The organism is Planktothrix sp. FACHB-1365, assembly GCF_014697575.1.
Lineage (GTDB): Bacteria > Cyanobacteriota > Cyanobacteriia > Cyanobacteriales > Microcoleaceae > Planktothrix.
Genome location: NZ_JACJSC010000007.1, coordinates 161082 through 185694, shown reverse-complemented (window position 1 = coordinate 185694; position 24613 = coordinate 161082). Strand labels below are relative to the sequence as shown.

Sequence of the window (24613 nt, the reverse complement as noted above, 5' to 3'; positions counted from 1 at the left end):
CGTAATTGTTGAAGTTAGTATTCATAGAATTTTGTAAAGATTAGGAAAATTAAGGATGTTTACTGTGTCAGAACAAAACCCTGAAGTACAAAACCCGGAATTAATGTCTCAAGATTACCCCAGTGATCGGGCTGTATTTGATGTTCTCATTGATTTTATGAACCTAGATGGTTGGGTTTATAGAGAAATTGAACATCGGCGGGTCTTAGCATTGGGAGTGGAAGGTAAAAATGGACGATTTGATTGTTATACAGTTGTTCGGGAAGCAGAACGACAAATTGCCGTTTATTCTATTTGTCCGGTGAAAGTTCCTGATTATAAACGTTATAATATGGCGGCGTTTATTACGATGCTTAATTATGGCACAGTAGTTGGAAACTTTGAACTGAATTTCCACGATGGTGAAGTTCGCTATAAAACCAGCTTAGATGCGGAAGATGCCGCTCTCACTCCGGCATTTATTAAACATTTAATCTATACCAGCATCACCACAATGGATGATTATTTACCGGGAATTTTATCTGTGATTTACGGTAATATTTCACCCGAAGAAGCTTTCCAACGGACTCAATATTAAGTGGGAACAGCTTAACTGGGAACAGGGAACAGTCAGCATTAAAGGGGTTTTGGAATTAGAATTGTCTCCTCTTTTTCCCCTGTTCCCGGCTCTAAATTTGTTGACGTGCAGCTTTAAGCAGGATGCGTTTTTCGGATTTGGTAATCGCGGTATGGGTGGATTCAACGACATCTAAATTAACAGAAATTGATGTAATTCCCCAACGCACTAAATCTTCAATTAATTCAGGATATAAGGCGGGTGCATCGCCACAAATTGAGCAAGGAATTTTGGCTTTTCTCGCCTTTTTAATGAACTGTTTTATCGCTTTTTTTAACGCAGGATGGCGTTCATATTCAATCTGATTGTCAGGAGAACTGTGGATTTGATTGCGATCAATTCCGAATAATAATTGCGTGAGATCATTCGTTCCAATAGAAATACCTTGCACTCCTGCTTTGACATAATCGGGTAATGAAAATAACAGCGATGGCACTTCTGCCATAATCCAAACTTGAAACTGAGGATAATGACTTAATCCTGAACTTTCAATGCGATAACGATAGATTAAAAACTCTTCAACGCAACGAATAAACGGTAAAATTAGATAAATGTTTTGATAACCGGATTCATATAATTGTAATAAAATTTGAAGTTCTAAATCAAATAACGCCAGACGTTCGGGGGATGGGAAATTAGAAATGGGGAAATTCCCTTTTTCTCTTAAGTCTAACGCTCGATAATAGAGCGGTCGAGAAGATAGAATAATAGCCAATTGATGCAAAGGTTCTACCATTCTTTGAACAAATTCAAGCTGTTGTTCCGGTTCAATCCAGCGACTAAAATTATAGGATTTGCTTCGGTTTTCCTCAGAAACAGGGGGATGTTGAGGAAATTCTAACACTTCAATCGCCATTAATTCTGAACGGAGTAAACCGACTCCATCAATCGGTAAAGCAGGAAGATGTTGTATAGAACTCGATTGACTAATATTGACCATCAAGGGGGTTGCGTTCGGTATGAAGTGGGTTTCAAAGAAGCGTTGTTGCTGAAGATTTTGTTCTGATAACCCTTCATTCACCGAATGATTTTGTTCCATAAAATAAACTTCTCCGCGCTTACCATCTACAAACACGGACTCACCTGTTTTAATTTGTACTGTTGCATTCACAATACCACAGACCGCAGGGATTCCCAGTTCTCTCGCCACAATTGCACCATGACTGGTCATTCCCCCTTGTTCAGCCACAATTCCCACACATTGCTTTAATAACGGTAAATAATCCCAAGTAATCGCAGGAACCACTAACACCGTATTATCGGGTAACTGGGAGGGAATAGAGTCTGGGGTAGTCAGGATGTAAGCAGTGCCCCTACATTGTCCAGAAGCCACCGCCAGTCCTTGAAAAGGCGGTTGACGTTCAGGGGTAGACTCAGAATTCAACGGATGAGATAAAAGACAGATTTCAGGAGATCCAACCCCAGCGAGATATAATTCAGGTTCTGGGTTCTGGGACGATTGAAATAAACCCCAATGGAATTGGGTGATCACAGGTAAATCGTTGATAACCTGTTGAGTTCTTTCAATTAACTGTTGGAGTTGTTGAGGGGTCAGGGAAAATTCCGGTTGTTGTTCAGAAACTAAGGTGGCGTAAATTGGAAGTTGAGTAACTCCTGTTCCAAATTGCTTTTGAGGAATGGGATATTGGGTCGGTTGCTGCGGAGAAGATTTTAAATCATAGACAATTGTTTTAGAGCCTAAATGTTGATATTCAATCCTTGCGGTTTGGGGTTGAATTCTATAAAGATCAGGATAGTTCTCTCCCCATCGCAGTGAAAATTCTAAACCCCAAGTTGAGTGGATTTCCCAAGCATCAGGCTGAATTTGAACCAATCCAGACGCGATCGCAGAGTGAAGGGGTTGAACTAATACCGTAGGTTGTAAATCTTGTAATCGCACACCACATCGTTGCCAATATAATAAACTTCTAGCCCGAAAAAATTCACAGTATGCTTGTTTAAGTCCTAATAAAGCGGCTTCAGCATCTCCCCAACCCATTACCGATTCTAATAGTCCTGATATTGGGGATTGATGGGGAATACTCAAGCTTGGATAAAATATCAATGCAGGTGTATTTAATTGGTTAATATAAGCTTGAATTTGTTGAACCCAAGGTTCGGGTAAAGGGGTATCGATGAGTTGTTGACAAAGGTGTTGAGCGATCGCTTGTAATTGACGCGGTTGATTGACATCAAAATAAAGGGATGATTGGGGTAAATCTACAAACAAGGGTTCTAACCAGTCAATCGTTTGTATAAATTCCCAGAATAATTGAGCCGTCACAACGAAACCCGGTAATATCGGATGACCTTGACGGAGTAAATGGCTTAAATAGAATGCTTGCTCCCCGACAACTTCCCGATCAGAAGGTTGAATTTCGTCAAGCCAATAAAAATTATCCACGCCTTAAGCTAAGTTCACTCATTATTATAGATGTCAGGTGTCAGGTGTCAGGCTTAACAAAAACAACTCTTCAAGCTGAAACCCGAAACCCGAAACCCGAAACCGGCTAGAAGAATGATGAAAGCACTTTTAAACTTATTTCTCAAACCCAATTGTCCATTGTGTAACCGACCTGCTAATACAGAACTTTGTGATTATTGTCAACGACAGTTACTTCGCTGTCGATTTCCCCAAGGGACTAAATTTGCTACAGAAATACCGCTTTGTGTCTGGGGACAATATAAAGACGTTCTCAAGCGAGCGATCGCAGCTTTGAAGTATGATCATCATACAGAATTAGCTAAACCTTTAGGCTATGGATTAGCAGAAACTTGGTTATCGACTCCGAGGGAAATGTCGTGTGTTACGGTTGTACCCATTCCTTTACACGTCGCTAAATTAAAAAAGCGGGGATTTAATCAAGCAGAACTTTTAGGGAAAAGTTTTTGTGAAATTACGGGTTTATCTCTAGCGGCTCACGGTTTAGAACGAATTAAAGAAACAGAAGCATTGCATGAATTATCGCCCGAACAACGGTTCAAAGAAATGCAAAGTGTCTTTAATTTAGGTCAAGATTTTCGTCGTCGCCGTCCCCCCGGTTCAGTCTTAATTTTAGATGATATTTATACCACAGGTGCAACCATAAAAGCAGCGATTGATCAATTCCAACACGCTAAAATTCCGGTGGTGGGTGTTGTTGCGATCGCTACCACTCAAAAATTAGTAATCAGTCAATCAAAGAAATCCCGTGAATGAAGCAAAATAAAGATTTCCAGTAGTTGACAACAAACAACAACTGTTTTATAACTAATGACTGATTACTTATACAGACGCGCCAAAAGCCTACGGCAATAGCCTTACGGCATGAACCAGCTTCGCCCAGGCACGTCTCTACACTGATAACTGATGATGCGGATACTTGATAACTGATAACTGATAACTAATTACTGATAAAAAAATGAGTTTAATTTTAGGAACTGCATTAGCTGATAATCTCGCTGGACTTGTGGAGAAAGATGAAATCTATGGTTTAGAAGGAGATGATACTCTACAAGGTCTTGCGGGTGATGATACAATTAATGGAAATCAAGGAAACGATCTTATTTATGGCAACCTCGGAAATGATTTACTTTTTGGCGGAAAAGAAAACGATATTCTGATTGAAGAATCAGGTACTAATCAACTCTTTGGGAATTTAGGTTCAGACTACTTAGTTGGGGGAGTTAATAATGACTCTCTATTTGGAGGGAAAGACCAAGATTTGCTGGCAGGTGGAGGGGGAAATGATTATGTTTCTGGTGATGTTGGGGATGATTATGTAGCGGGTGTTGATGTTAATGCTGCTAATCCGGGGTCGGGTGAAATTGATACCTTAGTAGGTGGAGTTGGATTTGATGCGTTTTATTTAGGAGGTTCTAATTCTACCACTTATTACTCAACGGGAGGTTTAACAGATTTTGCGTTGATTTCTGATTTTACGGTCGGTGAAGATTACTTTGCTTATAAAACCGGGGATGTAATTACATTTAATGATTTAACATTATCGGGTTATGGAACAGGCGCGGGTATTTATGTTAACAAATCCGGTCAACAAGAATTAATTGCATTTTTACCGGGAGTACAAGCCAATCAACTGAATCTTAACCTGGATTTTACACCAATTTAAAGAGTAGGGTTAGGGGCAATTCATGAATTACCCCTAAATAAATATTGAATTCCGTCTATATCAGTAATTCGTAATTCCCTGTTCCCTATTAACTGATAACTGATAACTGATAACTGATTACTGATTACTGATAACTGATAACTGATTACTGATTACTGATTTGGGCTGCATATTGTTGGGCACCTAAACCAACTAATAGATGCAAAATCCCATCTGGTAAACGTAAAATACCCTCCACACCTGCCGCTGTTAATGCCGCTTCATCAATTAGGGTATTATCAATGACTTGAACTCGTAATCGAGTTAACGCAACTGCATCAACGGTTTGAATATTCTGTTTCCCTCCTAAAGCAATAATGATATTTTGAATCCGATTTTTAGCCTCTGCATCTAAGGTTATTGTTGGTAAAATAGCATCATTTGATGTTGAATTAACCTCTGTCGTTTCCGGTGTGATTTCCTCCACAATATCCGCTTCTGGCCCTGCAACTTTCAGATATTCGATCATATCTGTTTTTAAATTTTCTGAACGGGGGCCGAAGATTGCTTGAGCGCTATTTCCGATTTCTAAAACTCCCGATGCTCCTAACGCTTTCAGTCGGTTTTTATTCACCTTTTTAATATCATTAACGGTGATCCGTAACCGAGTAATACAAGCATCTAACGTGGTAATATTACTGCGTCCCCCAAAAGCACGCACCAGTTCCATCGCTAAACTACCAACTCCTGTTCCTGGGGTAATCGTTTCTACGGTTTCTACATCATCTTCTCGACCCGGAGTAGGTAAATTAAACTGTCGGATTCCAAAGTAAAACACACAGAAATATAAAGCTGCAAAAAACGGCCCTAAAGCGGGAATTAACCAAGCTTTTGTTCCTAAACTATTGAAGAGGAAAAAGTCAATAAATCCCTGGGAAAAGGTAAACCCCATACGTCCACCTAGGGCAATAAATAACCAATCACAAAACCCAGCCATTAACGCATGAACCGCATATAAAGCAGGGGCGACAAACATAAATGAAAATTCAATCGGTTCGGTAATTCCGGTTAAAAAAGAGGTAAAAGCAGCAGAGATCATAATCCCTCCCGTTACCACCCGATTTTTCGGTTTTGCAGCCCGCCAAATGGCAATGGCAGCCGCAGGTAAACCAAACATTTTAAACCAATAAGCACCCCCTAAAATTCCCGCCGTTGGGTCACCCGCAAAGAAGCGATTAATATCTCCGGTAACGACTCTATTTGTGATTGGATCAGTAAAAGAACCAATTTGGAAGAAGAAGGGAACATTCCAAATATGGTGTAATCCAAAGGGTAATAATAACCGTTCTACAACCCCATAAATTGCTGCGGTAATACTCACATTTCCACCGGATGCAGCCGCATTAGCAGCCGTAGAAATCGCCTCTCCAATGGGGGGCCAGATCACGCTCATTAAGATTCCCATTGCGATCGCAGCAAAGGACGTAATAATGGGAACAAATCGTTTTCCGGCAAAAAATCCTAAATATTGGGGGAGTTGAATTCGGAAAAAACGGTTAAATAAATAAGCTGCAACACAGCCCATAATTAAACCGCCAAATACCCCCGTATCTAACGAAGAAATCCCCATGACTTTGACTAAATCATCGGGATTCATGCCAAATAAAGTGGTAGAAGCTGCCCCCAATGAAGCCACAAAAACAACGAATCCAACGGTCGCAGCTAAGGCAGAAACCCCATCATTTTCAGCAAATCCAATCGCAACAGAAATCGCAAAAATAATCGGTAAATTTCCAAAAATTGCATCCCCGGAATTCTTCATAATGGTGGCTAACCAGTCGGGTAACCACCAAAATTTAGGGGAGGTAATCGTTCCCGATGCCAAGTTTTGCAATTCAATTAAACGAGCACTCCCCAATCCCAATAATAAACCAGCAATGGGTAAGACCGAAACGGGAAGCATTAAAGACTTTCCCATTTTTTGTAATAAAGCAAAAGCGTTTTTTAGCATTGTTTTTCTTAAGTAGTGAGTCCTTCAGGACTCTATCAAATATTGTTACTGATAACTGCTACAGACGCGCCTTGGCACGTCTCTACACTGATTAAAGTGCCCGGACATCTGCCCCTGTTTCTGCGTTTAATGCTTTTTGGGCTAATTCTTGACATTCAACTAAACTTAATTCTCGGATTTGTGCCTTAATACTAGGAATATTGGGAACACTGACACTTAATTCCTTAACTCCTAAACCAATTAATAATGGAATTGCTTGTGGATCACTGGCTATGCCACCACAAACACCTACCCATTTTCCCTGTTGAGTTGCTCCTTTTACGGTTAAATCAATTAATCTTAAAATAGCAGGATTTAACCCATCAACATAAGGAGCTAGTTTTGGATGTCCTCGATCCATTGCTAAGGTATATTGGGTTAAATCATTGGTTCCAATGGAGAAGAAATCAGCTTCTTTGGCAAACTGTTCAGCCATCATTGCTGCGGCTGGAATTTCTACCATAATTCCCACAGAAACCGCCGGAGCATTTAACTTTTCTCGTTCTTCTTCTAACATAGCTTTTGCCATTTTTATTTCTTCTAACCTCGCAATCATCGGAAACATAATTTTTAAGTTTCCTGAAGAAGCCGATCTCAGAATCGCTCTTAACTGGGTTCTTAAAATTTCAGGACGATCAAACCCAACTCGAATACCTCTTTCTCCTAAAAATGGATTTTCTTCATGGGGAATAGGTAAATAAGGTAAAGGTTTATCTCCTCCTACATCTAACGTCCGAATAATTAACGGTCGTTCTTTTCCTAAAACTTCAGCAATACTACTATAAATCTCGGTTTGTTCGTCTTCTGTAGGAGCCGATGAGCGATCCATAAAAATAAATTCGGTTCGCAATAAACCTACCCCTTCACCGCCTAATTGAACGGCGGTTTCTGCATCCCGTTGGTTGCCAATATTTGCCACAATTTCCATCCGATACCCATCCGTTGTGATGGCGGGTTTCATGGCGTTAGACACATCCTGTTCTCGCTTTTTAGCAATTTCAATTTGTAAGGTTTTCACCTGTTCCATTTCTGCGGAAGTTGGGTTTAGTTGCAACGTTCCTTTATTGCCATCTAAAATCACCCAAGTTCCATCAGGTAAATCTAACACTTGGGGTTCCGTTCCTGCGATCGCGGGAATTTCCATTGAACGCGCTAAAATCGCAACGTGAGAAGTCGCTCCCCCCGCAACAGTACAAAATCCAATCACTTTAGATCGATCTAAAGTTGCCATATCTGAAGGCGTTAAATCTTCAGCAATCAAGATAGTATTATCGGGATAAATAGGCCCGGTTGAAGTTACTCCTGTGAGAATTCTGAGTACCCGTTGTCCCACATCTCGGACATCATTTGCCCGTTGAGATAACAATTCATTTTGTAATTTTGCTAATTGTTCTGCACTATTCGTAAAGGTTTGTTTCCAAGCAAAAGCGGCACTTTTTCCCTTATCAATGGTACTGGTTGCAATATCAATTAATTCGGGATCTTCTAATAATTCTTGGTGAGCAGCAAAAATCGCCGATTTACTCGGGTCGCCCTGTCCATGTACATTAGCGCGTAACGCTTCTACCTCTAATTGGGCTTGTTTAATGGCGGCTTCTAGTTTACGCCGTTCTGAATTGGGGTTTTCGCCCCGTTCTTTCACCTGAATTTCCTGTTCCCGAACTCGGAACGTCTGACCGACAGCTACCCCGGAGGATGCTGCTACTCCTAAAATTAGATTGGGATCATCCGAACGACGACGGGGAGGCGGTGCTGAGATGTCTCCTTGAGCAACACTCGCAGGTGCCGCAATGGGGACTGTTCCTTCTTCTCCTAAACCGGAACGGAGCGCATCAGAGAGTTCAGCGATCGCCTCTGCTGCATCTGGCCCTTGGGCGACTAAAACCACCCGATCTCCGTGATTAACTTCTAACCCCATTAACCCAACAACGCTGCGAATATTGGCGTCTTGATCGCCCCGTTGTAAGCGAATTTTTGATTGATATTTTTTGGCTAAATTGGCTAATACGGCTGATGGTCTAGCGTGTAATCCTGTGGGATTAGGAATAATAATTTCATCGGAAGTAATGGTCTGATTAGAAGTAGGAGTATGTTCTTTAACGGTTGTGGATAAAATGAGTTCTAAAATGACCGTTTCGCCAGCAATAACAGTGCCAGAATTCGCCTGAAAATTTGCCACTTCCTCACTATTTGTAATGACAATTTGAGTGAGCAAACTTTTAGCATGAAGGGCAACATAATCGATATCAAATTCAATTAAGGGATCACCGGTTTGAATGCGATCGCCCATTTTAACTTTAGGCTTAAACCCTTCACCCCGCAAGGTTACGGTATCTAAACCAATGTGCATCAATATTTCTAGCCCCTCGGCTGTTTTGAGAGTGACAGCATGATGGGAGGGATGGAGTTGTATGATTTCCCCATCACAAGGGGCTATTAAAACTTGACTCACCGGGTCAATTGAAATCCCATCCCCAACCATTTTTTGAGCAAATACCGGGTCAGGAACTTGTTCAAGGGGGAGAATATATCCCGATAAAGGGGCTTTTAAGACAACGCCAGTCCCTTGAGAAACTGGTGTTCCAGTATTAATCATTATTAAGTCCTGTTTCAATTTAAGTTTTTTAAGCTGTTGTGGGGTGTCAAACCCAAGATATTGTTTAAGATACAATTAACCTTTTGCCATTGTTAAAAAATTTCGATTTTGTTTTAATTTGCAACAATTCTTAATATTAAAAAGATCCATTTTAAGACTAAACAAAACCCATAAGGCTCTCCTTATGGTATTATATAAAATAGTTGTTTTTTTAGTTTCCCAAATCCCAAATGAGTGACATCAAAAGAATAAACACAAACGCCTATGTGACAGTACACGGGCAATATGCTGTAGTCGATGAACGTTCTGGGTATGCGATCATCAATACTCAAACAAAACAGGTAATTGTCCGCAATATCTCATCTTTCGGGGATTGTTTAAAAAATCTAGAGTATATCTTGAGTAATGCTGAATCTAAAAATTCTGATCCAATTCAAACCTCTGCTTCTATTTCTGAACCAGACACCCCTCCTAAGTCAGGTCAGGAAAAAATTAATTATGAAACTAAAAAACTAGATGAATTAGATTTTGCTCTTGTCAGAAGTATAGCCTCTTATTTTGAAGAAATGAATGGTAAAATCCGTCACTACCATCGAGATCATCATGCCTCAAAAGAAGAAGCAGATGTAATCGGGAATTATTACCTAAAGACTGCTGGTATTGTTAGGGGTGTTAAAACTCAAAAAGATTTGGTAGAACTGATAGAATATATAGAAAACCTCAAGGAAAAGGTTAGCATATACCAGCATAAAAGCGATAAATATCGTTGGTCTACAGGTTTAGAAAAAGACGTTCTAGCTAAATTAAGGAAAATAAGGGATACACTCAAGAATTAATTGAAAGACGTTGTTACTGCTAACCGCACTAATCGCAATCTTGCCATACTACATTAGTTAAACTGTTGGGAACCAAAATTTCAACCTGGGGCGTTATTAAAATGGTTTTCTGATCGATTTAACTGATTTTAATATCAATTATTCAACAGGATAGAATTATTTTTCCTCTACTGTTTTTTATGATAGCTTTGTGTGTTCAGAAAAACCAAAAAACCCGGTTTCTCAAAGAAACCGGGTTTTTATTCCTAGAAACTGTAGTTCATCTGCAAATCGCTATAATTCCACTTCTACGAATAGAAGCCACCAATATGTGAGTTGAATGAAGCTGGGTTTGTGTGATTTCAAGTTGAATTAAAGCACTCTAGGCTTTTCTGATGTAGAAATAGTATTTGCCGCCTCCTTCATCGGATTCTAGCAATTCATTCCCCGTTTGTTTGGCAAAAGCCTCGAAATCTTTCACTGAACCTGGGTCGGTTGTAATGACGTGTAAAACTTGACCAGAGCTTAATTGACTTAATGCTTTTTTCGCACGCAAAATAGGTAAAGGCTCGTTCAATCCGCTTGCATCCAATTCTTCATCAAAATCTGCCATAATGGTCTCCTGAACGCGAGTTATTAATGTTGCATGGTATTTTTAAGGTCTATGGCTTGAAAAGTGTGTGTTATCAACAACAGTGTGTTAGCCAATTTTCCATTAATTCCACTTCTACGAATAGAAGCGACTAAGAAGACAATTTGATGCACGTCAGCTAAGGAGATGTAGTGACTGGTTTTCCCAGTGCGGAACTCAATCAAACTCTGTTGTCCGGGGATGAGAACGATTTCGGTAGATCGCACCCAAAACAACTCGATTCCATTTCATCTCACCCCATCCCCGTCGTAACCCGAAACATCATCTTAGAAAGAGTCAAAACCTTCGTATTCTAGTAATCCGTCAATATTAGCAATATCCTCATCTACAGTAATCTCTGTTTGAACATAAGTTCTACCATCCACTTTTTCACATTGAGCACTAAGGACATATTCGCGGGTACTGAGAGACTGTCCTAAACCAATATCTTTACAGGTTCGGGAGAACAGATGATCACCCCAAGAAAGGCTACCATTCAAATTACCGATGAAATTATCTAAATTAATAGAGGTATCTTGATAAGAACCACTGATTGTTTCGCAGCTTGCTGAAAGGATTGAACCCTCAAGTTTTATATCCTCACAGGTTTTGCTAAATTGTCCTGTTGCCATGGCTGGACTAATTACTAAGTTAAGAGATAGCAGACAAACAAATAACAAGGCAAAAACTGCCTTAAAGACGGTAGAAATTTTGTTCATTTTTAATTGCTCTCAATCCTAAAGTTGTTGAACAAAATCACTATTTCATATTTTTTGACCTCAGAGAAAAATTTTATAAAATCTTAACAAAAAATGTAGGACAATCAGAAAGTTCAGTCAGTTTTTCAAAGTTTTTCAAAGTTTTTCAAAGTTTTATATCATTTTTTAGCCTAAAGGCTTGACTCAGTAGGGTTATGGTAACTTGGATACTGGGTAATTAAAAAATTGCAAAAAAGTCATGGAATTTGCATATAAGTTTACTTACTTTTGCTTTAAAATTCATTACTTTAATTTAACTTTAATTGCCTGCTCTTAATCATTTTATCCGACTTTCCATAGGAGATTTAATTACTATGAAAAAATTACTCTTGGCTTTGTTATTTTCTGTCTGTTTATTGTTGTCCTTTGCTACTACTCCTGCATTGGCTGGTGTCTGTGACCAAACCTTGAATACAGGTGCAGCGACAACAACTCAAGTATTTTGGGAACAGCCTGTGGCTTTTTATGGTTGGTCAGGGGGTGTGATAACTAATGATATGTACTTCAATGGCTGTGGTCAAACGGTGACTATTAAAATTAGTGCGGATGATTGGATGAAACTATTAAACGCAGGTAAATTAGATGGACTGCGCTATATCAAAAAAGATTCTAATGGGTTAGCCATCAGAAAAGTTCAAGGAACTTCCATCACCAGTATTCCTCAAGAACAATTCTTTGATTCTACAACAGTAGTTGCTCAAGGTAACAGATAGTTCATTATCTTGGATCTTTGTAGGGGTCAACAGTCGTTGGTTGATCCTTACAGTTTTTTGGGGTTAATAATCTTGATCATAACGCTATAATCCTAACTGACCTGGTTTTTTAAAGTTACTTTTACTGTAATTCGTTTTTTAATTCTCGTAACATTTTACTCGTTCCTCCATCAATAGCTTTTTGCACCCATTGGGGAATAATTTCTGTTAGGAATAACTCAGGAAAGGTCGGACTATTAACCGTTTCAGTGTAGCCTTGATCAGAAAGTAAATAAATTTTTAACTGTTGATTTTCATAAATCCAAACTTCAGGAACCCCGATGGCTTCGTAGGCTTCTAATGTTATTTTAGAGGTGACATCTGCTTCTATTGCTAAATCTGGTGGTGGATAATGTTTTAAATCTAAATGAGTACAACCTTGCACCCGTTGAGCGTTTTCAATATAAAAGCAAGTATCCGGTTCTATTCCAGCCAGGGGTGGACGTTTAAGCGTCGTTGAACCAAAATCCTCCCAGTCTCGCCCTTGAATATCAAGAATTGTTGTTAGAATATAACCGATAATCCGGTGGGGACGTTCATGGAGTGCCAAAGGAGACATCATTTCTAAGGTTCCTCGGTAGTAAGCAACACGACTACTGCGCTTTTCTCCTAAGTCAATCAAAATTTCTTCAAAATCTTGCCAAGATAGGTTAGAAATAGTAATCTGGCTACCCGGAGTGAGTTTAATCGCTTGAATCGGAAAAGTTACACTCATGTTTTTGTCCCCATTCCTGCATTGTTTCTTCAATTTTGGAGAGTTGTTATATTCCATCCTTTAATGTTTGCTACAAATCCCCCTCCTGTAGAGACGTTGCATGCAACGTCTCTACAGGAGGGTTGGGGGGATCATCTGTAGCGTTGACATTGGATTTCATATTATTTCCCTTTCGCCTTAGCTTTTTTCTTCGCATCTTTCGCCGCTTTTTTAGCTGCTTTCTCCGCTTCCAATTTAGCTAAACGCGCTTGTTCTTTTTCTTCTTCCAGCTTATCGAGATAATAATGATAATCCCCTAAATAAACCCGAAACTCTCCATCTCGAATTTCAACAATTTTATTAGCAACACGAGAAATAAAATAACGGTCGTGGGAAACAATTAAAACCGTACCCTCATAATGTTGTAAAGCTTCCTCCAACATTTCCTTAGCCGGAATATCTAAATGGTTTGTGGGTTCATCTAAAATTAAACAATTCACCGGTTGCAGTAATAATTTCGCTAAAGCTAAACGCGCTTTTTCTCCTCCACTTAACGCCCCAACTTGTTTAAAAACCGTATCTCCGCTAAATAAAAACCGTCCTAATAAAGTCCGAACCTCTTCATTTTTCCACTCAGGAACTTCATCATGAATGGTTTCCATAACCGTTTTTTCTAAATCTAAAGCTTCCGCTTGATTCTGTTCAAAATAGCCCAGAATAACGTTATGTTCTCCTAAAGAAACCTGTCCTTCTGTGGGTGCTTCTAACCCCATAATTAAACGCAGTAAGGTCGATTTTCCGCAACCATTCGGCCCTAAAAAGGCAATGCGATCGCCCCGTTCAACTAATAATTCAGTTCCTAAAAACAAGATTTTTTCATCATAAAAATGAGTTAAATCTTTAATATTTACCACTTCTCGACCACTTCTCACCGCCGATGGAAACCGGAATTTTAGGGTGGGGGAGTAGGACGTAGGCGCTTCAATGCGTTCTATTTTATCCAGTTGTTTTTCTCGGCTTTTCGCTTGGGTACTGCGGGTGGCACTGGCTCGAAATCGTTCAATAAAAGCCTGTTGTTTTTCTAACTCTTTTTGCTGCCGTTCATAGGCACTTAATTGAGCTAATTCTGCTTCTTCTTTTTGTTGTAAATAAGCCGAATAATTCCCTAAATAAGTTTTAGAAACCCCTTGTTCTGTTTCCACAATTTGAGTACAAAGACGATCTAAAAATTCTCGGTCATGGGAAACAATCACCATCGGCGTTGTTAAGCCTTTGAGATAGGTTTCTAACCATTCAATTGTTTCTAAATCTAAATGATTGGTCGGTTCATCTAATAATAATAAATCCGGTTCTTGAAGTAAAATTTTTCCTAAACTCATTCGCATTTGCCAACCGCCACTAAAGGCGCTGACTAAGCGATCGCCATCTTCTGAATCAAACCCCATTTCCGGCAATATTTTCTCAATTTGAGACTCCAATGTATACCCGCCAATGGCTTCTAATTCTCGATGTAAACGATCTAATTTTTTAATTAATTGATCTAACTCCTCTGGAGTTGCGGTTTGCATTTCATGTTGTACCTGGGTCAAAGATTCGTGAATCTGATTTGCAGCTTCAAAAACTGTCCAAAACTCTTCCCGAACCGTATGAGTGGGATTAACTTCAAATTCTTGGGTTAAATAGGCAATTTTTAAACTTGCGGGACGAATAATTTCCCCAGAAGTCGGTTCCATTTCCCCCGCAATAATTTTTAATTGAGTTGATTTTCCCGCCCCATTCACCCCCACTAAACCCACGCGATCGCCCGGTTTTACTTCCCAATTAACATCTTTAAGAACTAAACCTGTAGAATAAATTTTACTGATATGTTCAAGTCGTAACATTTTAATTTCCTTGAGTATAATTGTTAGTTTATGAAAGCCAAACTTTAAATTAAAAAATAATCTGTTTATTTCCTATCTAGTTTAACCCTTTAAGTTTTATTATGCTCTTTCTCCTTGCTGGCTTTATAAGTTTCTACTGCCTTTTGAATAATAGCTTTAAATGCTTCCGGCTCCCAGGGTTTGGTAATACATTTAAAAATCAAAGTTGATGTTATCGTTTCCGAATCCAACTCTAAAGCATCTTCAGAATAACCCGTTAGTAGAACCCTAATTGTATCAGGGAAACGGTCAGTGACCAGGGTAAAAAATTGAATTCCTGTCATTTCAGGCATACTTTGATCCGAAATAATCACCGCCATTTCTCCTTCTGTATCGAGAATATTCATGGCACTAGAAGGACTATCGGCTCTAAATACCTGAAATTCCCGCCGAAATGTTCGATAGAGCAGATCGAGATTATCTCGCTCATCATCAACCACCATGAGTTTCAGTTTGCTTTGCGGCATATCTTGATCTCTAGGAAACTAAAAAATAAAATTAGATAAAATTTGGAGTTTAGGATAACCGTTAATTGTAACTTCAATTCTATCTTAAAGCGCGCAAGAGGACTGCATTTACCCCCAAAAATAGGTTCTAGGGAGAAAATATTGAATATCAGAGGTGCTTAATGTCAAAAAAAGGCGAGACCCCGATGAGTTCTCGCACTTACTGCAATTGGGACTAACTTACTGGGAAACGTTATCTCAACAGTAAAGCCAAAACCCATTGAATTACACTGAAACAGGATTAGATGTGGAGTTTGCTAATTCAGCTAACCGTTCTTCTTGATCTTTAGCAATACAGGCACCCAGTACATTTTCTAAATTTCCCTCCAAAATTGTAGCCAGAGGAAAGTTTTCACCTAAGCGATGATCAGTCACGCGATTGTCTTTATAGTTATAAGTACGGATTTTCTCAGAACGTGACCCCGTTCCGACTTGAGAACGACGCATCGACGTTACAGCCTCCTGTTGTTCCCGCAGTTTTGCTTCGTACAACTTCGCCCGTAAAATTTGCATCGCCCGTTCCCGGTTTTGTAATTGACTGCGCTCTTCGGTACAGAAAATCCGAATACCCGTAGGTTTATGGAATAGGTCAACCGCCGTTTCCACCTTGTTCACGTTTTGACCTCCCGCACCCCCGGAACGAGCCGTTGTCATCTCAATATCCTTGGGATCAATTTCGACGTCCACTTCATCCACTTCCGGCATCACCGCCACCGTCGCAGTCGAAGTATGAACCCGACCTCCCGCTTCCGTTACCGGAACACGCTGAACCCGGTGAACGCCTGCTTCAAACTTGAGTTTGCTATAAACGCTATCCCCTTGGATTTCTAAAATCGCTTCCTTAAAGCCACCCATATCCGCCAGAGACTCGCTCACCATACTCACCCGCCAGCGTTGGCTTTCCGCATATCGGGTATACATTCGCACTAAATCTCCAGCCCAAATACTCGCTTCTTCCCCTCCAGTTCCAGCCCGAATTTCCAACATGATATTTTTCTCATCATTAGGGTCACGGGGTAGTAACAAGATTTTGAGCAGAATTTCCAGTTGGTTAATTTGGGTTTCCAACTCTGCCACTTCCAGAGAAGCCATTTCCCGCATTTCCGGGTCTTCTCCAGCTTCCTTCATGACTTGACGAGCGCCCAAAAGTTGTTCTTGAGCCGTTTTCCAATCTTGATAAGCCACCACAATTTCTTCCATTGAAGAGCGAGCTCTAGCTACCCGTTGAAATTCATCCGGGTCAGTGGCAATATCAGGATCAGCTAAACGCAGGGTTAACTCATTGAAAGTTTGTTCAATGGATTTAAGTTTATCAACAAGATAAGCATCAGCCATAGGGTTGTCCTTTGTCAGTGTAGAGACGCGCCATGGCGCGTCTGTACCAGTTGTCAGTTGTCAGAGGCATTGAACCCCTCAATCAAATCAAAGGCTGGGGGAAGGCTGAGTTCAACTTGAAATCAGCGCCGAATGCCCTGCCAAAATGGAAAAAGCCAGTTGTCAGTAGAGACTAGCCATGCTTAGTCTCTACTGACAACAGACGACAGACAAACGACAACCTCGCTATTTTTGGGCTTGCTTATCATCCATCATGCCGTACTTCCGAAGGAAGCGCTCAACACGTCCTTCCGTATCTAAAAGTTTCTGAGTTCCGGTGTAGAAAGGATGATTTCCTGACCACACATCAACATAAAGCCGAGGCTGAGTAGAACCAACGGTTGTGACTAATTCACCGTTGCAATAAACTTCAGCCTCTGGATACCATTCGGGATGAATACCAGGTTTAGGCATGGCGAGTAATGTTCTAAATTTACAAAGTGTTCAATTACAATTTTAACGGGGATTCTGTTCCCCAAGGGGCGTAAACCTTGTATCGGTTTACCGTTTGGAGTATTGAGGAGCTTTACGTGCTTTGCGTAAACCATATTTTTTCCGCTCTGTAGCACGGGGGTCACGAGTTAAGTAGCCCTCGGTTTTGAGCGGTTTGCGGTTATCCGGGCTAAGTTCACATAAGGCACGGGCTACCCCTAAACGGATAGACTCGGCTTGACCCGTTAAACCCCCACCCTTGACACTGACTAAAATATCATATTCATTTTCCAGTCCCAGAGTGTCCAGGGGAGCTTTAGCCGCAGCCAGATAGCCCATGTTGTATTGCAAATACAAATCGCCCTCTTTACCATTAATCGTTAATTTGCCCGTGCCAGGAACCAGACGAACTCTTGCCACAGAACACTTACGACGGCCTGTTCCCCAATAAACAGCACGGCCAGTATCGGTTGCTTGCATTAATTACCTCCTGTGGGAATAGTATTGAGTGTTAAAGTTTCGGGTTTTTGAGCTTGATGAGGATGATCCGGCCCTGCATATACTTTTAGTTTAGTAAACAGGTTCCGTCCCAAGGTATTTTTGGGTAACATCCCCTTAACGGCCTTCTCAATAATTCGTTCGGGTATCCGGGCTTGCAATTTATCAAAGGTTTCGGTTTTCATGCCCCCCGGTCTACCCGAGTGACGGCGATACAGTTTTTGAGTCCGTTTTTTACCCGTCACTTGAATTTTTTCCGCATTCACAATAATCACAAAGTCACCCGTATCTAAGTGAGGGGTGTAAATGGGTTTATTTTTTCCCCGAATAATGCGGGCGACTTCACAGGCTAAACGACCTAAGCGTTGGTCAGCCGCATCAATGACATACCATTTCGGTTCTAGGGATGTCTCTGAAGGAAGGAAGGTTTTTGTGGTCATTCTTGATTGTCCTTAAGTTTAAGAATAAATCGGTTGTGTGGAACAGGCATCTTGCCTGTTAACTGAGGTGTCAGGTCTCTGTTGACCGTCAACCATCAACCCACAACAAATTTAGGAAAAGTATCAAACCAAACGGCCTGATCAAAGGGAAACTCTGGATAACCCACTCGCAATAAACAAAGCCCTTGGGCTGGGGCTGCATATTTAACGACTTCTCGGCGTTCTTGAACCCAGATGTCTCGAAACTCCTCTAAGGAGCGTTCCCCGTTTCCAACCTGTACCAGCAACCCGACTAACAGTCGCATCATTCCATATAAAAATCCACTGGCTTGCACTTCTATATGGATGAACGGGTCTTGGCGTTGACAACTGACAAATTGTACGTCTACCCAAGCATGGGGGCGGGATGTGCCACTCCGTTGAAACGCCGATAAATGGTGATATCCCAGTAATTGCTCTAAGGCGGATTGGATTAACTGTTCATCCAACGGATGATGGTAGTAATGCCAACTGAAAGGACGGACAAACAAGTTGGGTCGAGGATCGGTATACAGGGTGTATCGATATCGACGCCATTGGGCGGAAAAGCGGGCGTGCCAAGGGTCGGGAACAGCAGCCGATGACCGAATCAACACATCCTCAGATAAGCGATTGTTGAGAATGGTTGCCCAACGATAAGCTGGGATATGGCTGGGTGCATCAAAGTGCGCCACTTGGGCCGCCGCATGAACCCCCGTATCCGTGCGACCCGCCGCGTGCAGTGTCACGGGAGTTAGAGACGCGCCATGGCGCGTCTGTACCGTCGCGATCGCGGTTTCAATTTCCTGCTGTACTGTCCGTTGATTCGGTTGTCGTTGCCAACCTTGAAAGTGAGTTCCCTGATACTGAATCACTAAGGCAATACGCTGTTGATCCATTATTTGTTATGCAATGGAGGGATTAACCCCAGGCTTAACCGTTGACCCTTAACCCCCAACCGCCAATTGTCAACAGCGCTCAGGGTTTCTACACCAATTCAATAATCGCCATTTGTGAATTATCTCCCCGACGGCTGACGGTTCTAACAACACGGGTGTAACCGCCATTGCGTGAACCATACCGTTCTTGGGCTCCCTCAAATAAGGCATGAACCAGTTGTTTGTCATAGATATACCCCATAGCTTGGCGACGGGCTGCTAAGGAACCGTCTTTGGCCAGGGTAATCATTTTTTCTGCTTCTGATTGTACCGCTTTCGCTCTAGCTTTCGTGGTGGTGATTCGACCATGACGAATAAGTTCGGTTGCCAGCGATCGCAACAGTGCTTTACGCTGATCCGCAGGTTTGCCCAATTGGGGAACACGACAACGATGACGCATAATTACCTTAAGGTAGAAAATGATTGAGTGGGTTAAATCAGTTATCAGTTATCAGTTATCAGTTATCAGTACAAGAGTTTAGGGTTATATTTTCTTTTGACTGATTACTGATTACTGATTACTGTTTACTGAATTCAGTCAAACTAGCTTCTCAAGGTGATGAAGCCGCTGGTTTAGAGGCTCGTTCTTGAGGCAGCGTAATTCCTAAGCGTTTTTGTAACGCCTCGATGACTTCTTCAGCAGACTTCTGACCGAAGTTTTTAATTTCTAATAGGTCTTCTTGAGTATAATCTCGTAAGTCTGCTACTGAGTTGATTTGAGCGCGTTTGAGGCAGTTGTAAGCTCGAACCGACAACTGAAGTTCTTCAATGGGGATTTGGCTGGTCGGATCGATATCATCATTCTGGTCACTTTTAATCGATTCCAGCGTAATATCTTTCAACGGGGTGAACAAATCCACCAGAATATTGGCAGCTTGGCTCAGGGCTTCTTGGGGTGAGAAACTCCCATTTGTCCAAATTTCCATGATCAGTCGGTCTTTTTCTAAAGACCCCCCCACCCGTGCATCCTCAACGGTGTAATTGACTTTTCGCACAGGCATAAACACGGCATCGATTTGGAGAAAATCCAAAGCCGTTGCCTCATCTCGGCTGCGCTCAACAGCCCGATATCCCGTTCCTTTCTCAACTTGGAATTCCATTTCCAAGGTTGCTCCAGGAGCCAGAGTAGCGATATATTGGTTTTTGTCTACGACCTCAACCTCGGACGGTAAATCAAAATGACCTGCGGTTACCGTCGCTGGGCCTTGGACAAGTAAGCGACCGATTTGTTTTTGATGGGTATAGCTTTTGAGAACAACTTCTTTGAGGTTGAGCAGAATTTCCAAAACATCTTCCCTAACCCCTGTCATCGTTGCGAACTCATGATTCACACCAGCAACCCTGACTGATGTAATCGCTGATCCTTCTAAGTTCGAGAGTAAAACCCGTCTTAGGGCATTACCAACCGTTGTCCCTTGACCCCGTTCTAAAGGTTCCAAGACAAATTTTCCGTACTGACTCCGGTCTGTATCAGTGTTCGATTCAATACACTCAATCTTAAACTGCGCCACCGATGGACCTCCCTTCTCCATTGAACCCCAAAATGAATTGACAGTATAAGGCAAAGAATGAAACTAAGCGTTTTGGTTCATTCTTGCTAGTAGAGACGCGACCCACTTGCGCCTGTACAGCTTGGCAAAGCTGCACTTAAACGCGACGTCGTTTCGGGGGACGGCAACCATTATGGGGAATTGGAGTAATATCTCGAATCAGGGTAATTTCTAAACCAGCCCCTTGCAACGCACGAATCGCGGTTTCCCGACCCGCACCTGGGCCACTGACCATGACTTCAATCTGACGCATTCCCTGATCATTGGCTCGGCGTCCCGCGTTTTCTGCTGCGGTTTGTGCAGCGAAAGGAGTCCCCTTTTTAGCCCCTTTAAATCCCGTAGACCCGGCAGAAGCCCAAGAAATGACCTCTCCATTGGGGTCAGTAATCGTTACAATCGTATTGTTAAAGGTGGATTGGATGTAGGCTACCCCATTGGGGACGTTACGTTTTTGCTTTTTAGGCCCTGTTTTTTTCGTTTGTCGCGCCATAGTAATCTCGTTTACGATTTTCTTGTTCTGTGAATTCAGAACGCTGCTGGAGTTTAATCAGCAGTTTCTGTCGTTGGAAACGCCCTGTCTAATTATTTCTTAGCGGCTGCTTTTTTCTTGCCCGCAACGGTACGGCGAACGCCTCGACGGGTTCTAGCATTTGTCCGCGTGCGTTGACCGCGCACAGGCAGACCTAGACGATGACGACGCCCCCGATAGGTACCAATATCCATGAGGCGTTTAATATTCATCGCCTCCATCCGTCGCAGATCTCCTTCCACCTGATACAGTTGAACGGCGGCGCGTAGGGCTGCGACATCAGCATCACTCAAATCTTTAACCCGGATATCAGGATTGACACCCGTGTCTTTGATGATTTGTTGAGACCGTGAAAGTCCAATTCCATAAATGTAAGTCAGACCGATTTCAACACGTTTATCCCGTGGAAGGTCTACTCCGGCTATCCGTGCCACAATGAACGTCTCCCTTTAAAATGTACAATCACAACAATGCCTAAATCATGCAGTAGAATGATAGGCAATTAATTGATCCCCAATCGGCTGAAGGGCTTGAGCCCTGAATGCAAGTTGAAGCTACGGTTTAGATGGATACTGCACACTCTTTCGCGTGGGAAGGAGCATAATTGTAGCTACTCCTTAAAGACTTAACCAGGATCTAGGCGGGTTCAAAGCTAGGCGTGAATCGCAGCAGTTTGAAATCTTGAGTCTGTTTCGTTTTCCTGTGTTCAGGAAGACCCAGAGCCAGTCCTCGCCGAATCACCCAGGGTGTTAGCCTTGGCGTTGCTTATGCTTGGGGTTAGAACAAATCACCATCACTCGTCCTCGACGGCGAATGACGCGACACTTTTCACAAATTTTGCGGACTGATGCTCGAACTTTCATGCCAATTTGGGCGACACTACAACAAATTTATTATTATATCACTGAAAACCTGATTTTTATCTAGTCTAACCCTTACCCCAAAGGCTAAGGGATAAGATTTCCATCTATTTTTTCCGTAGACGATAGGTGATTCTGCCTTTGGTTAGGTCATAGGGGGTTAATTCTACTTTGACGCGATCTCCGGGCAAAATCTTAATGTAATTCCGACGAATTTTGCCCGAGATGTGCGCCAAGACATTAAACCCATTATCCAAGTCTACGCGAAACATAGCATTAGGAAGGGATTCAGTGACTGTCCCTTCCATTTCAATGAGATCTTGTTTAGCCAAGTTATTTTTACCTCAATTCAACAATCTGTCCCCTCGATCAACAGAAGACCGAGATTTGCTCCTCTGACGACGTTCAGAAATTCGAGTTCAAACCCATTTCTTAACAGATTTTATCAAAAAATTGAGCGTAATCTCTGTTTTTTGTCAATCTCTTTCCTTCAATTCCTGGGGAAATCTAGGGTAAACCAACGGCCGAGGGGAGATGTTGACTCGTAAGGTTGGAGTAACTTTAGTCCAAGGACTTGCTCCTCGCTCCATCTGGCTGCTGGAAAACTTCTGGAAAAAGTTTACACTTCAACAGCCCGGAAATCTCCTAAGCAGAAACAATCTGGCTCAACTCCTCAGTCACTTCATCAATAGAACGGTTTCCATCGATGTGATAAAGCTGATCTCGATCCTGATAATAATCAATTAAGGGAGCCGTTTGTTCCCGATACACTTGCAAGCGGTGACGAATGATTTCCTCATGATCATCCTGACGTCCTCGGGCTAACAATCGCTGTACCAGAATATCATCAGGAACATCTAAGTTAATCACTCGAAGCTCTCTGACTAATTCTTTCGGGTGACTGTCAGCCGGGATAATTGTGGTAGCCACGAAGTCCGCTTGAGAAATATTTCGGGGAAACCCATCTAAGATCCAACCGTTTTGAGCATCAGATTGCTCAAGACGATGGACAACCATATCCAAGATCAAATCATCAGGGACTAATTCCCCTTGATCCATATAATCCTTAGCTTTTTGACCCAGATCAGTTTCTTGACTGACATGGGTGCGTAAAATTTCACCGGTCGAGATATGAGGCACTGTAAACTTGGCAGAAATCTGGCCGGCTTGAGTCCCCTTTCCCGACCCTGGAGGGCCTAGAAAAATCAAGTGCACTATCGTTTCACCATTCCTTCATATCGTTGAGAAATCACGTAGGTTTGTACCTGTTTAGCCGTATCAATGGCTACCCCTACCAAAATCAGGAGAGAGGTGGCGCCAAAGCCCCGGAAAGTAGGAACTCGTGTAGCACTCTCAACGATGGTTGGGATAATAGCAACTAACCCTAAAAAGATAGCTCCCAAAAAGGTCAAGCGATTTAAAACCCGCTCAATATACTCACTGGTAGCGCGACCTGGACGAATACCCGGAACACTAGCCCCCATTTTCTTAAGGTTCTGTGCCATATCTATAGGATTCATAATTAATGAAGCATAGAAATAGCTAAAGAACACAATCAGGAATAAATAGAAAATGGCATACAGCCAAGGGGAACCACTGGGCGTTAAAGCGGTTGCCAGGTTAACCAGAATCGGATTGTTGGTAAATTGAGCCAGGGAAGCCGGTAAGACCAAAACCGCCGAGGCAAAAATAATCGGCATCACCCCGCCTTGATTTAAGCGCAGAGGCAGATAGCTGGTTTTTTCTCGGTATAATTTACGACCGACTTGGCGACGAGCAGAAACGATCGGAATGCGTCGTGTTCCTTCCTGAACAAACACAATCCCCACGATCATCGCTAGAAAAACGATTAACAGCAGAATCACCCGACCGACAATCGCCTGATCTCCGCTTTGAGCTAACTCAAAGGTATTACCGAGGGATGTCGGTAATACGGCCACAATACCCAGAAAAATCAGTAAAGAAGCACCGTTGCCAATGCCACGTTCGGTAATCAGTTCCGAGAGCCACATGACAAACATTGATCCGGCTGCCAGGGCAAGAACCACTTGAACTTGGAATAGGATGCCGGGATTATCCGCAAAGGGATTAATCCATAAGGCAATTCCCACACTTTGTAACAGGGCCCAGCCTAAAGCCACATACCGAGTAATTTGAGAAATCTTCCGGCGTCCGGCTTCTCCCTCATTTTTTTGTAGATCTTCGAGACTGGGTAAAGCCGCCGTCATCAATTGCATGATGATGGAGGCATTAATATAGGGCAAAATCCCCAGTGCAAAAATTCCCAGAGCCGACAGTCCGCCTCCAGAAAATAAATCGAGGAATCCAATCACCGGACTATTCTGAATTGCCGCAGAAAAACTGGCCCGATCAATTCCGGGAATGGGGATGAATACCCCCACACGCACCAGAATGAGTAAACCAATGGTGACTAAAATCCGACCTCTTAGACCAGCAGCTTGTGCCATCTGCAAGAAGGTTTCCTGTGCAGTTGGCGCTTTGTCTCGACTAACGACCATAATCAGTTATCAGTTATCAGTGATCAG

Annotated in this window: 27 protein-coding genes; 5 read left to right on the top strand and 22 right to left on the bottom strand. The window is 42.0% G+C overall.

Features of this window, described 5'->3' with window-relative positions; all coding sequences use genetic code 11:
* The first annotated feature begins 55 nt into the window (after positions 1 to 55).
* Positions 56 to 577 carry a YbjN domain-containing protein gene (locus H6G57_RS11690; RefSeq protein ID WP_242048945.1) on the top strand — a complete coding sequence of 174 codons (522 nt, stop codon included), beginning with the start codon at positions 56 to 58 and terminating at the stop codon, positions 575 to 577.
* Positions 578 to 668: 91 nt separating this feature from the next.
* On the opposite strand, the gene H6G57_RS29620 is transcribed toward H6G57_RS11690, so the two are convergent.
* Complete coding sequence (locus H6G57_RS29620; RefSeq protein WP_190518724.1) at positions 669 to 3020, bottom strand: putative PEP-binding protein; 2352 nt, start codon at positions 3018 to 3020, stop codon at positions 669 to 671.
* A gap of 114 nt (positions 3021 to 3134) precedes the next feature.
* On the opposite strand from H6G57_RS29620, the gene H6G57_RS11680 reads away from it, so the two are divergent.
* On the top strand, positions 3135 to 3815 hold the full coding sequence (locus H6G57_RS11680; protein WP_190518723.1) for a ComF family protein: 681 nt from the start codon (positions 3135 to 3137) through the stop codon (positions 3813 to 3815).
* Positions 3816 to 4017: 202 nt separating this feature from the next.
* On the top strand, positions 4018 to 4725 hold the full coding sequence (locus H6G57_RS11675; RefSeq protein WP_190518721.1) for a calcium-binding protein: 708 nt from the start codon (positions 4018 to 4020) through the stop codon (positions 4723 to 4725).
* Positions 4726 to 4870: 145 nt separating this feature from the next.
* On the opposite strand, the gene ptsG is transcribed toward H6G57_RS11675, so the two are convergent.
* Positions 4871 to 6715: a glucose-specific PTS transporter subunit IIBC gene (ptsG, locus tag H6G57_RS11670; protein ID WP_190518719.1), complete on the bottom strand. Its 1845-nt coding sequence runs from the start codon at positions 6713 to 6715 to the stop codon at positions 4871 to 4873.
* A 91-nt stretch (positions 6716 to 6806) separates the two neighbouring features.
* Positions 6807 to 9350 (bottom strand): phosphoenolpyruvate--protein phosphotransferase, encoded by a 2544-nt coding sequence (gene ptsP, locus H6G57_RS11665; RefSeq protein WP_190518717.1) that lies wholly within the window; start codon positions 9348 to 9350, stop codon positions 6807 to 6809.
* A 230-nt stretch (positions 9351 to 9580) separates the two neighbouring features.
* On the opposite strand from ptsP, the gene H6G57_RS11660 reads away from it, so the two are divergent.
* The gene (locus tag H6G57_RS11660; protein ID WP_190518715.1) at positions 9581 to 10186 is read left to right on the top strand and encodes a hypothetical protein; all 606 of its coding nucleotides are present in this window, start codon (positions 9581 to 9583) and stop codon (positions 10184 to 10186) included.
* 361 nt (positions 10187 to 10547) lie between these two features.
* Here H6G57_RS11660 and H6G57_RS11655 read toward each other — a convergent pair whose 3' ends face one another.
* Genes H6G57_RS11655 through H6G57_RS11645 form a run of 3 tightly spaced genes read right to left on the bottom strand, consistent with a single transcriptional unit; the run spans position 10548 to position 11515 of the window.
* Positions 10548 to 10778, bottom strand: a complete 231-nt coding sequence (locus H6G57_RS11655) for a sulfurtransferase TusA family protein (protein ID WP_190518713.1) — start codon at positions 10776 to 10778, stop codon at positions 10548 to 10550.
* 23 nt (positions 10779 to 10801) lie between these two features.
* On the bottom strand, positions 10802 to 11023 hold the full coding sequence (locus H6G57_RS11650; RefSeq protein ID WP_190518711.1) for a hypothetical protein: 222 nt from the start codon (positions 11021 to 11023) through the stop codon (positions 10802 to 10804).
* Positions 11024 to 11083: 60 nt separating this feature from the next.
* Positions 11084 to 11515, bottom strand: coding sequence for a CVNH domain-containing protein (locus tag H6G57_RS11645; protein ID WP_190518710.1), 432 nt, complete (start codon positions 11513 to 11515; stop codon positions 11084 to 11086).
* Positions 11516 to 11868: 353 nt separating this feature from the next.
* Between H6G57_RS11645 and H6G57_RS11640 the strand changes: the two genes are divergently transcribed.
* Positions 11869 to 12267 (top strand): hypothetical protein, encoded by a 399-nt coding sequence (locus H6G57_RS11640; protein ID WP_190518708.1) that lies wholly within the window; start codon positions 11869 to 11871, stop codon positions 12265 to 12267.
* A gap of 121 nt (positions 12268 to 12388) precedes the next feature.
* On the opposite strand, the gene H6G57_RS11635 is transcribed toward H6G57_RS11640, so the two are convergent.
* The 16 genes from H6G57_RS11635 to secY form a co-directional block, all read right to left on the bottom strand.
* Positions 12389 to 13021, bottom strand: a complete 633-nt coding sequence (locus H6G57_RS11635; RefSeq protein WP_190518706.1) for a Uma2 family endonuclease — start codon at positions 13019 to 13021, stop codon at positions 12389 to 12391.
* A 161-nt stretch (positions 13022 to 13182) separates the two neighbouring features.
* Entirely contained in the window at positions 13183 to 14883 is a 1701-nt protein-coding gene (locus H6G57_RS11630; RefSeq protein ID WP_190518704.1) for an ABC-F family ATP-binding cassette domain-containing protein, read from the bottom strand.
* A gap of 89 nt (positions 14884 to 14972) precedes the next feature.
* Positions 14973 to 15389 (bottom strand): response regulator, encoded by a 417-nt coding sequence (locus H6G57_RS11625; RefSeq protein WP_190518703.1) that lies wholly within the window; start codon positions 15387 to 15389, stop codon positions 14973 to 14975.
* A gap of 264 nt (positions 15390 to 15653) precedes the next feature.
* Positions 15654 to 16763, bottom strand: a complete 1110-nt coding sequence (prfA, locus tag H6G57_RS11620; RefSeq protein WP_190518701.1) for a peptide chain release factor 1 — start codon at positions 16761 to 16763, stop codon at positions 15654 to 15656.
* A 225-nt stretch (positions 16764 to 16988) separates the two neighbouring features.
* Positions 16989 to 17216: a 50S ribosomal protein L31 gene (rpmE, locus tag H6G57_RS11615; protein ID WP_072719736.1), complete on the bottom strand. Its 228-nt coding sequence runs from the start codon at positions 17214 to 17216 to the stop codon at positions 16989 to 16991.
* 87 nt (positions 17217 to 17303) lie between these two features.
* A complete protein-coding gene (rpsI, locus tag H6G57_RS11610) occupies positions 17304 to 17714 on the bottom strand; it encodes a 30S ribosomal protein S9 (RefSeq protein WP_190518699.1) in 411 nt (136 codons plus the stop codon).
* Entirely contained in the window at positions 17714 to 18172 is a 459-nt protein-coding gene (gene rplM, locus H6G57_RS11605) for a 50S ribosomal protein L13 (RefSeq protein ID WP_190518698.1), read from the bottom strand. The genes rpsI and rplM overlap by 1 nt, the downstream gene beginning before the upstream one ends.
* A gap of 95 nt (positions 18173 to 18267) precedes the next feature.
* Positions 18268 to 19089: a tRNA pseudouridine(38-40) synthase TruA gene (gene truA / locus H6G57_RS11600; RefSeq protein ID WP_190518696.1), complete on the bottom strand. Its 822-nt coding sequence runs from the start codon at positions 19087 to 19089 to the stop codon at positions 18268 to 18270.
* A gap of 88 nt (positions 19090 to 19177) precedes the next feature.
* On the bottom strand, positions 19178 to 19528 hold the full coding sequence (gene rplQ / locus H6G57_RS11595; protein WP_072719732.1) for a 50S ribosomal protein L17: 351 nt from the start codon (positions 19526 to 19528) through the stop codon (positions 19178 to 19180).
* A 151-nt stretch (positions 19529 to 19679) separates the two neighbouring features.
* On the bottom strand, positions 19680 to 20639 hold the full coding sequence (locus H6G57_RS11590; RefSeq protein ID WP_190518695.1) for a DNA-directed RNA polymerase subunit alpha: 960 nt from the start codon (positions 20637 to 20639) through the stop codon (positions 19680 to 19682).
* Between the two features lie 136 nt (positions 20640 to 20775).
* Entirely contained in the window at positions 20776 to 21168 is a 393-nt protein-coding gene (gene rpsK, locus H6G57_RS11585) for a 30S ribosomal protein S11 (protein WP_072719730.1), read from the bottom strand.
* 92 nt (positions 21169 to 21260) lie between these two features.
* Entirely contained in the window at positions 21261 to 21641 is a 381-nt protein-coding gene (gene rpsM / locus H6G57_RS11580; protein ID WP_072719729.1) for a 30S ribosomal protein S13, read from the bottom strand.
* A gap of 315 nt (positions 21642 to 21956) precedes the next feature.
* Positions 21957 to 22070 (bottom strand): 50S ribosomal protein L36, encoded by a 114-nt coding sequence (rpmJ, locus tag H6G57_RS11575; RefSeq protein ID WP_071782548.1) that lies wholly within the window; start codon positions 22068 to 22070, stop codon positions 21957 to 21959.
* A 104-nt stretch (positions 22071 to 22174) separates the two neighbouring features.
* Positions 22175 to 22399: a translation initiation factor IF-1 gene (gene infA, locus H6G57_RS11570; protein ID WP_008191178.1), complete on the bottom strand. Its 225-nt coding sequence runs from the start codon at positions 22397 to 22399 to the stop codon at positions 22175 to 22177.
* 313 nt (positions 22400 to 22712) lie between these two features.
* Positions 22713 to 23285 carry an adenylate kinase gene (locus tag H6G57_RS11565; protein WP_190518768.1) on the bottom strand — a complete coding sequence of 191 codons (573 nt, stop codon included), beginning with the start codon at positions 23283 to 23285 and terminating at the stop codon, positions 22713 to 22715.
* Positions 23282 to 24586, bottom strand: a complete 1305-nt coding sequence (secY, locus tag H6G57_RS11560; RefSeq protein WP_190518693.1) for a preprotein translocase subunit SecY — start codon at positions 24584 to 24586, stop codon at positions 23282 to 23284. Before secY ends, H6G57_RS11565 begins: the two co-directional genes overlap by 4 nt.
* Between the last annotated feature and the right edge of the window lie 27 nt (positions 24587 to 24613).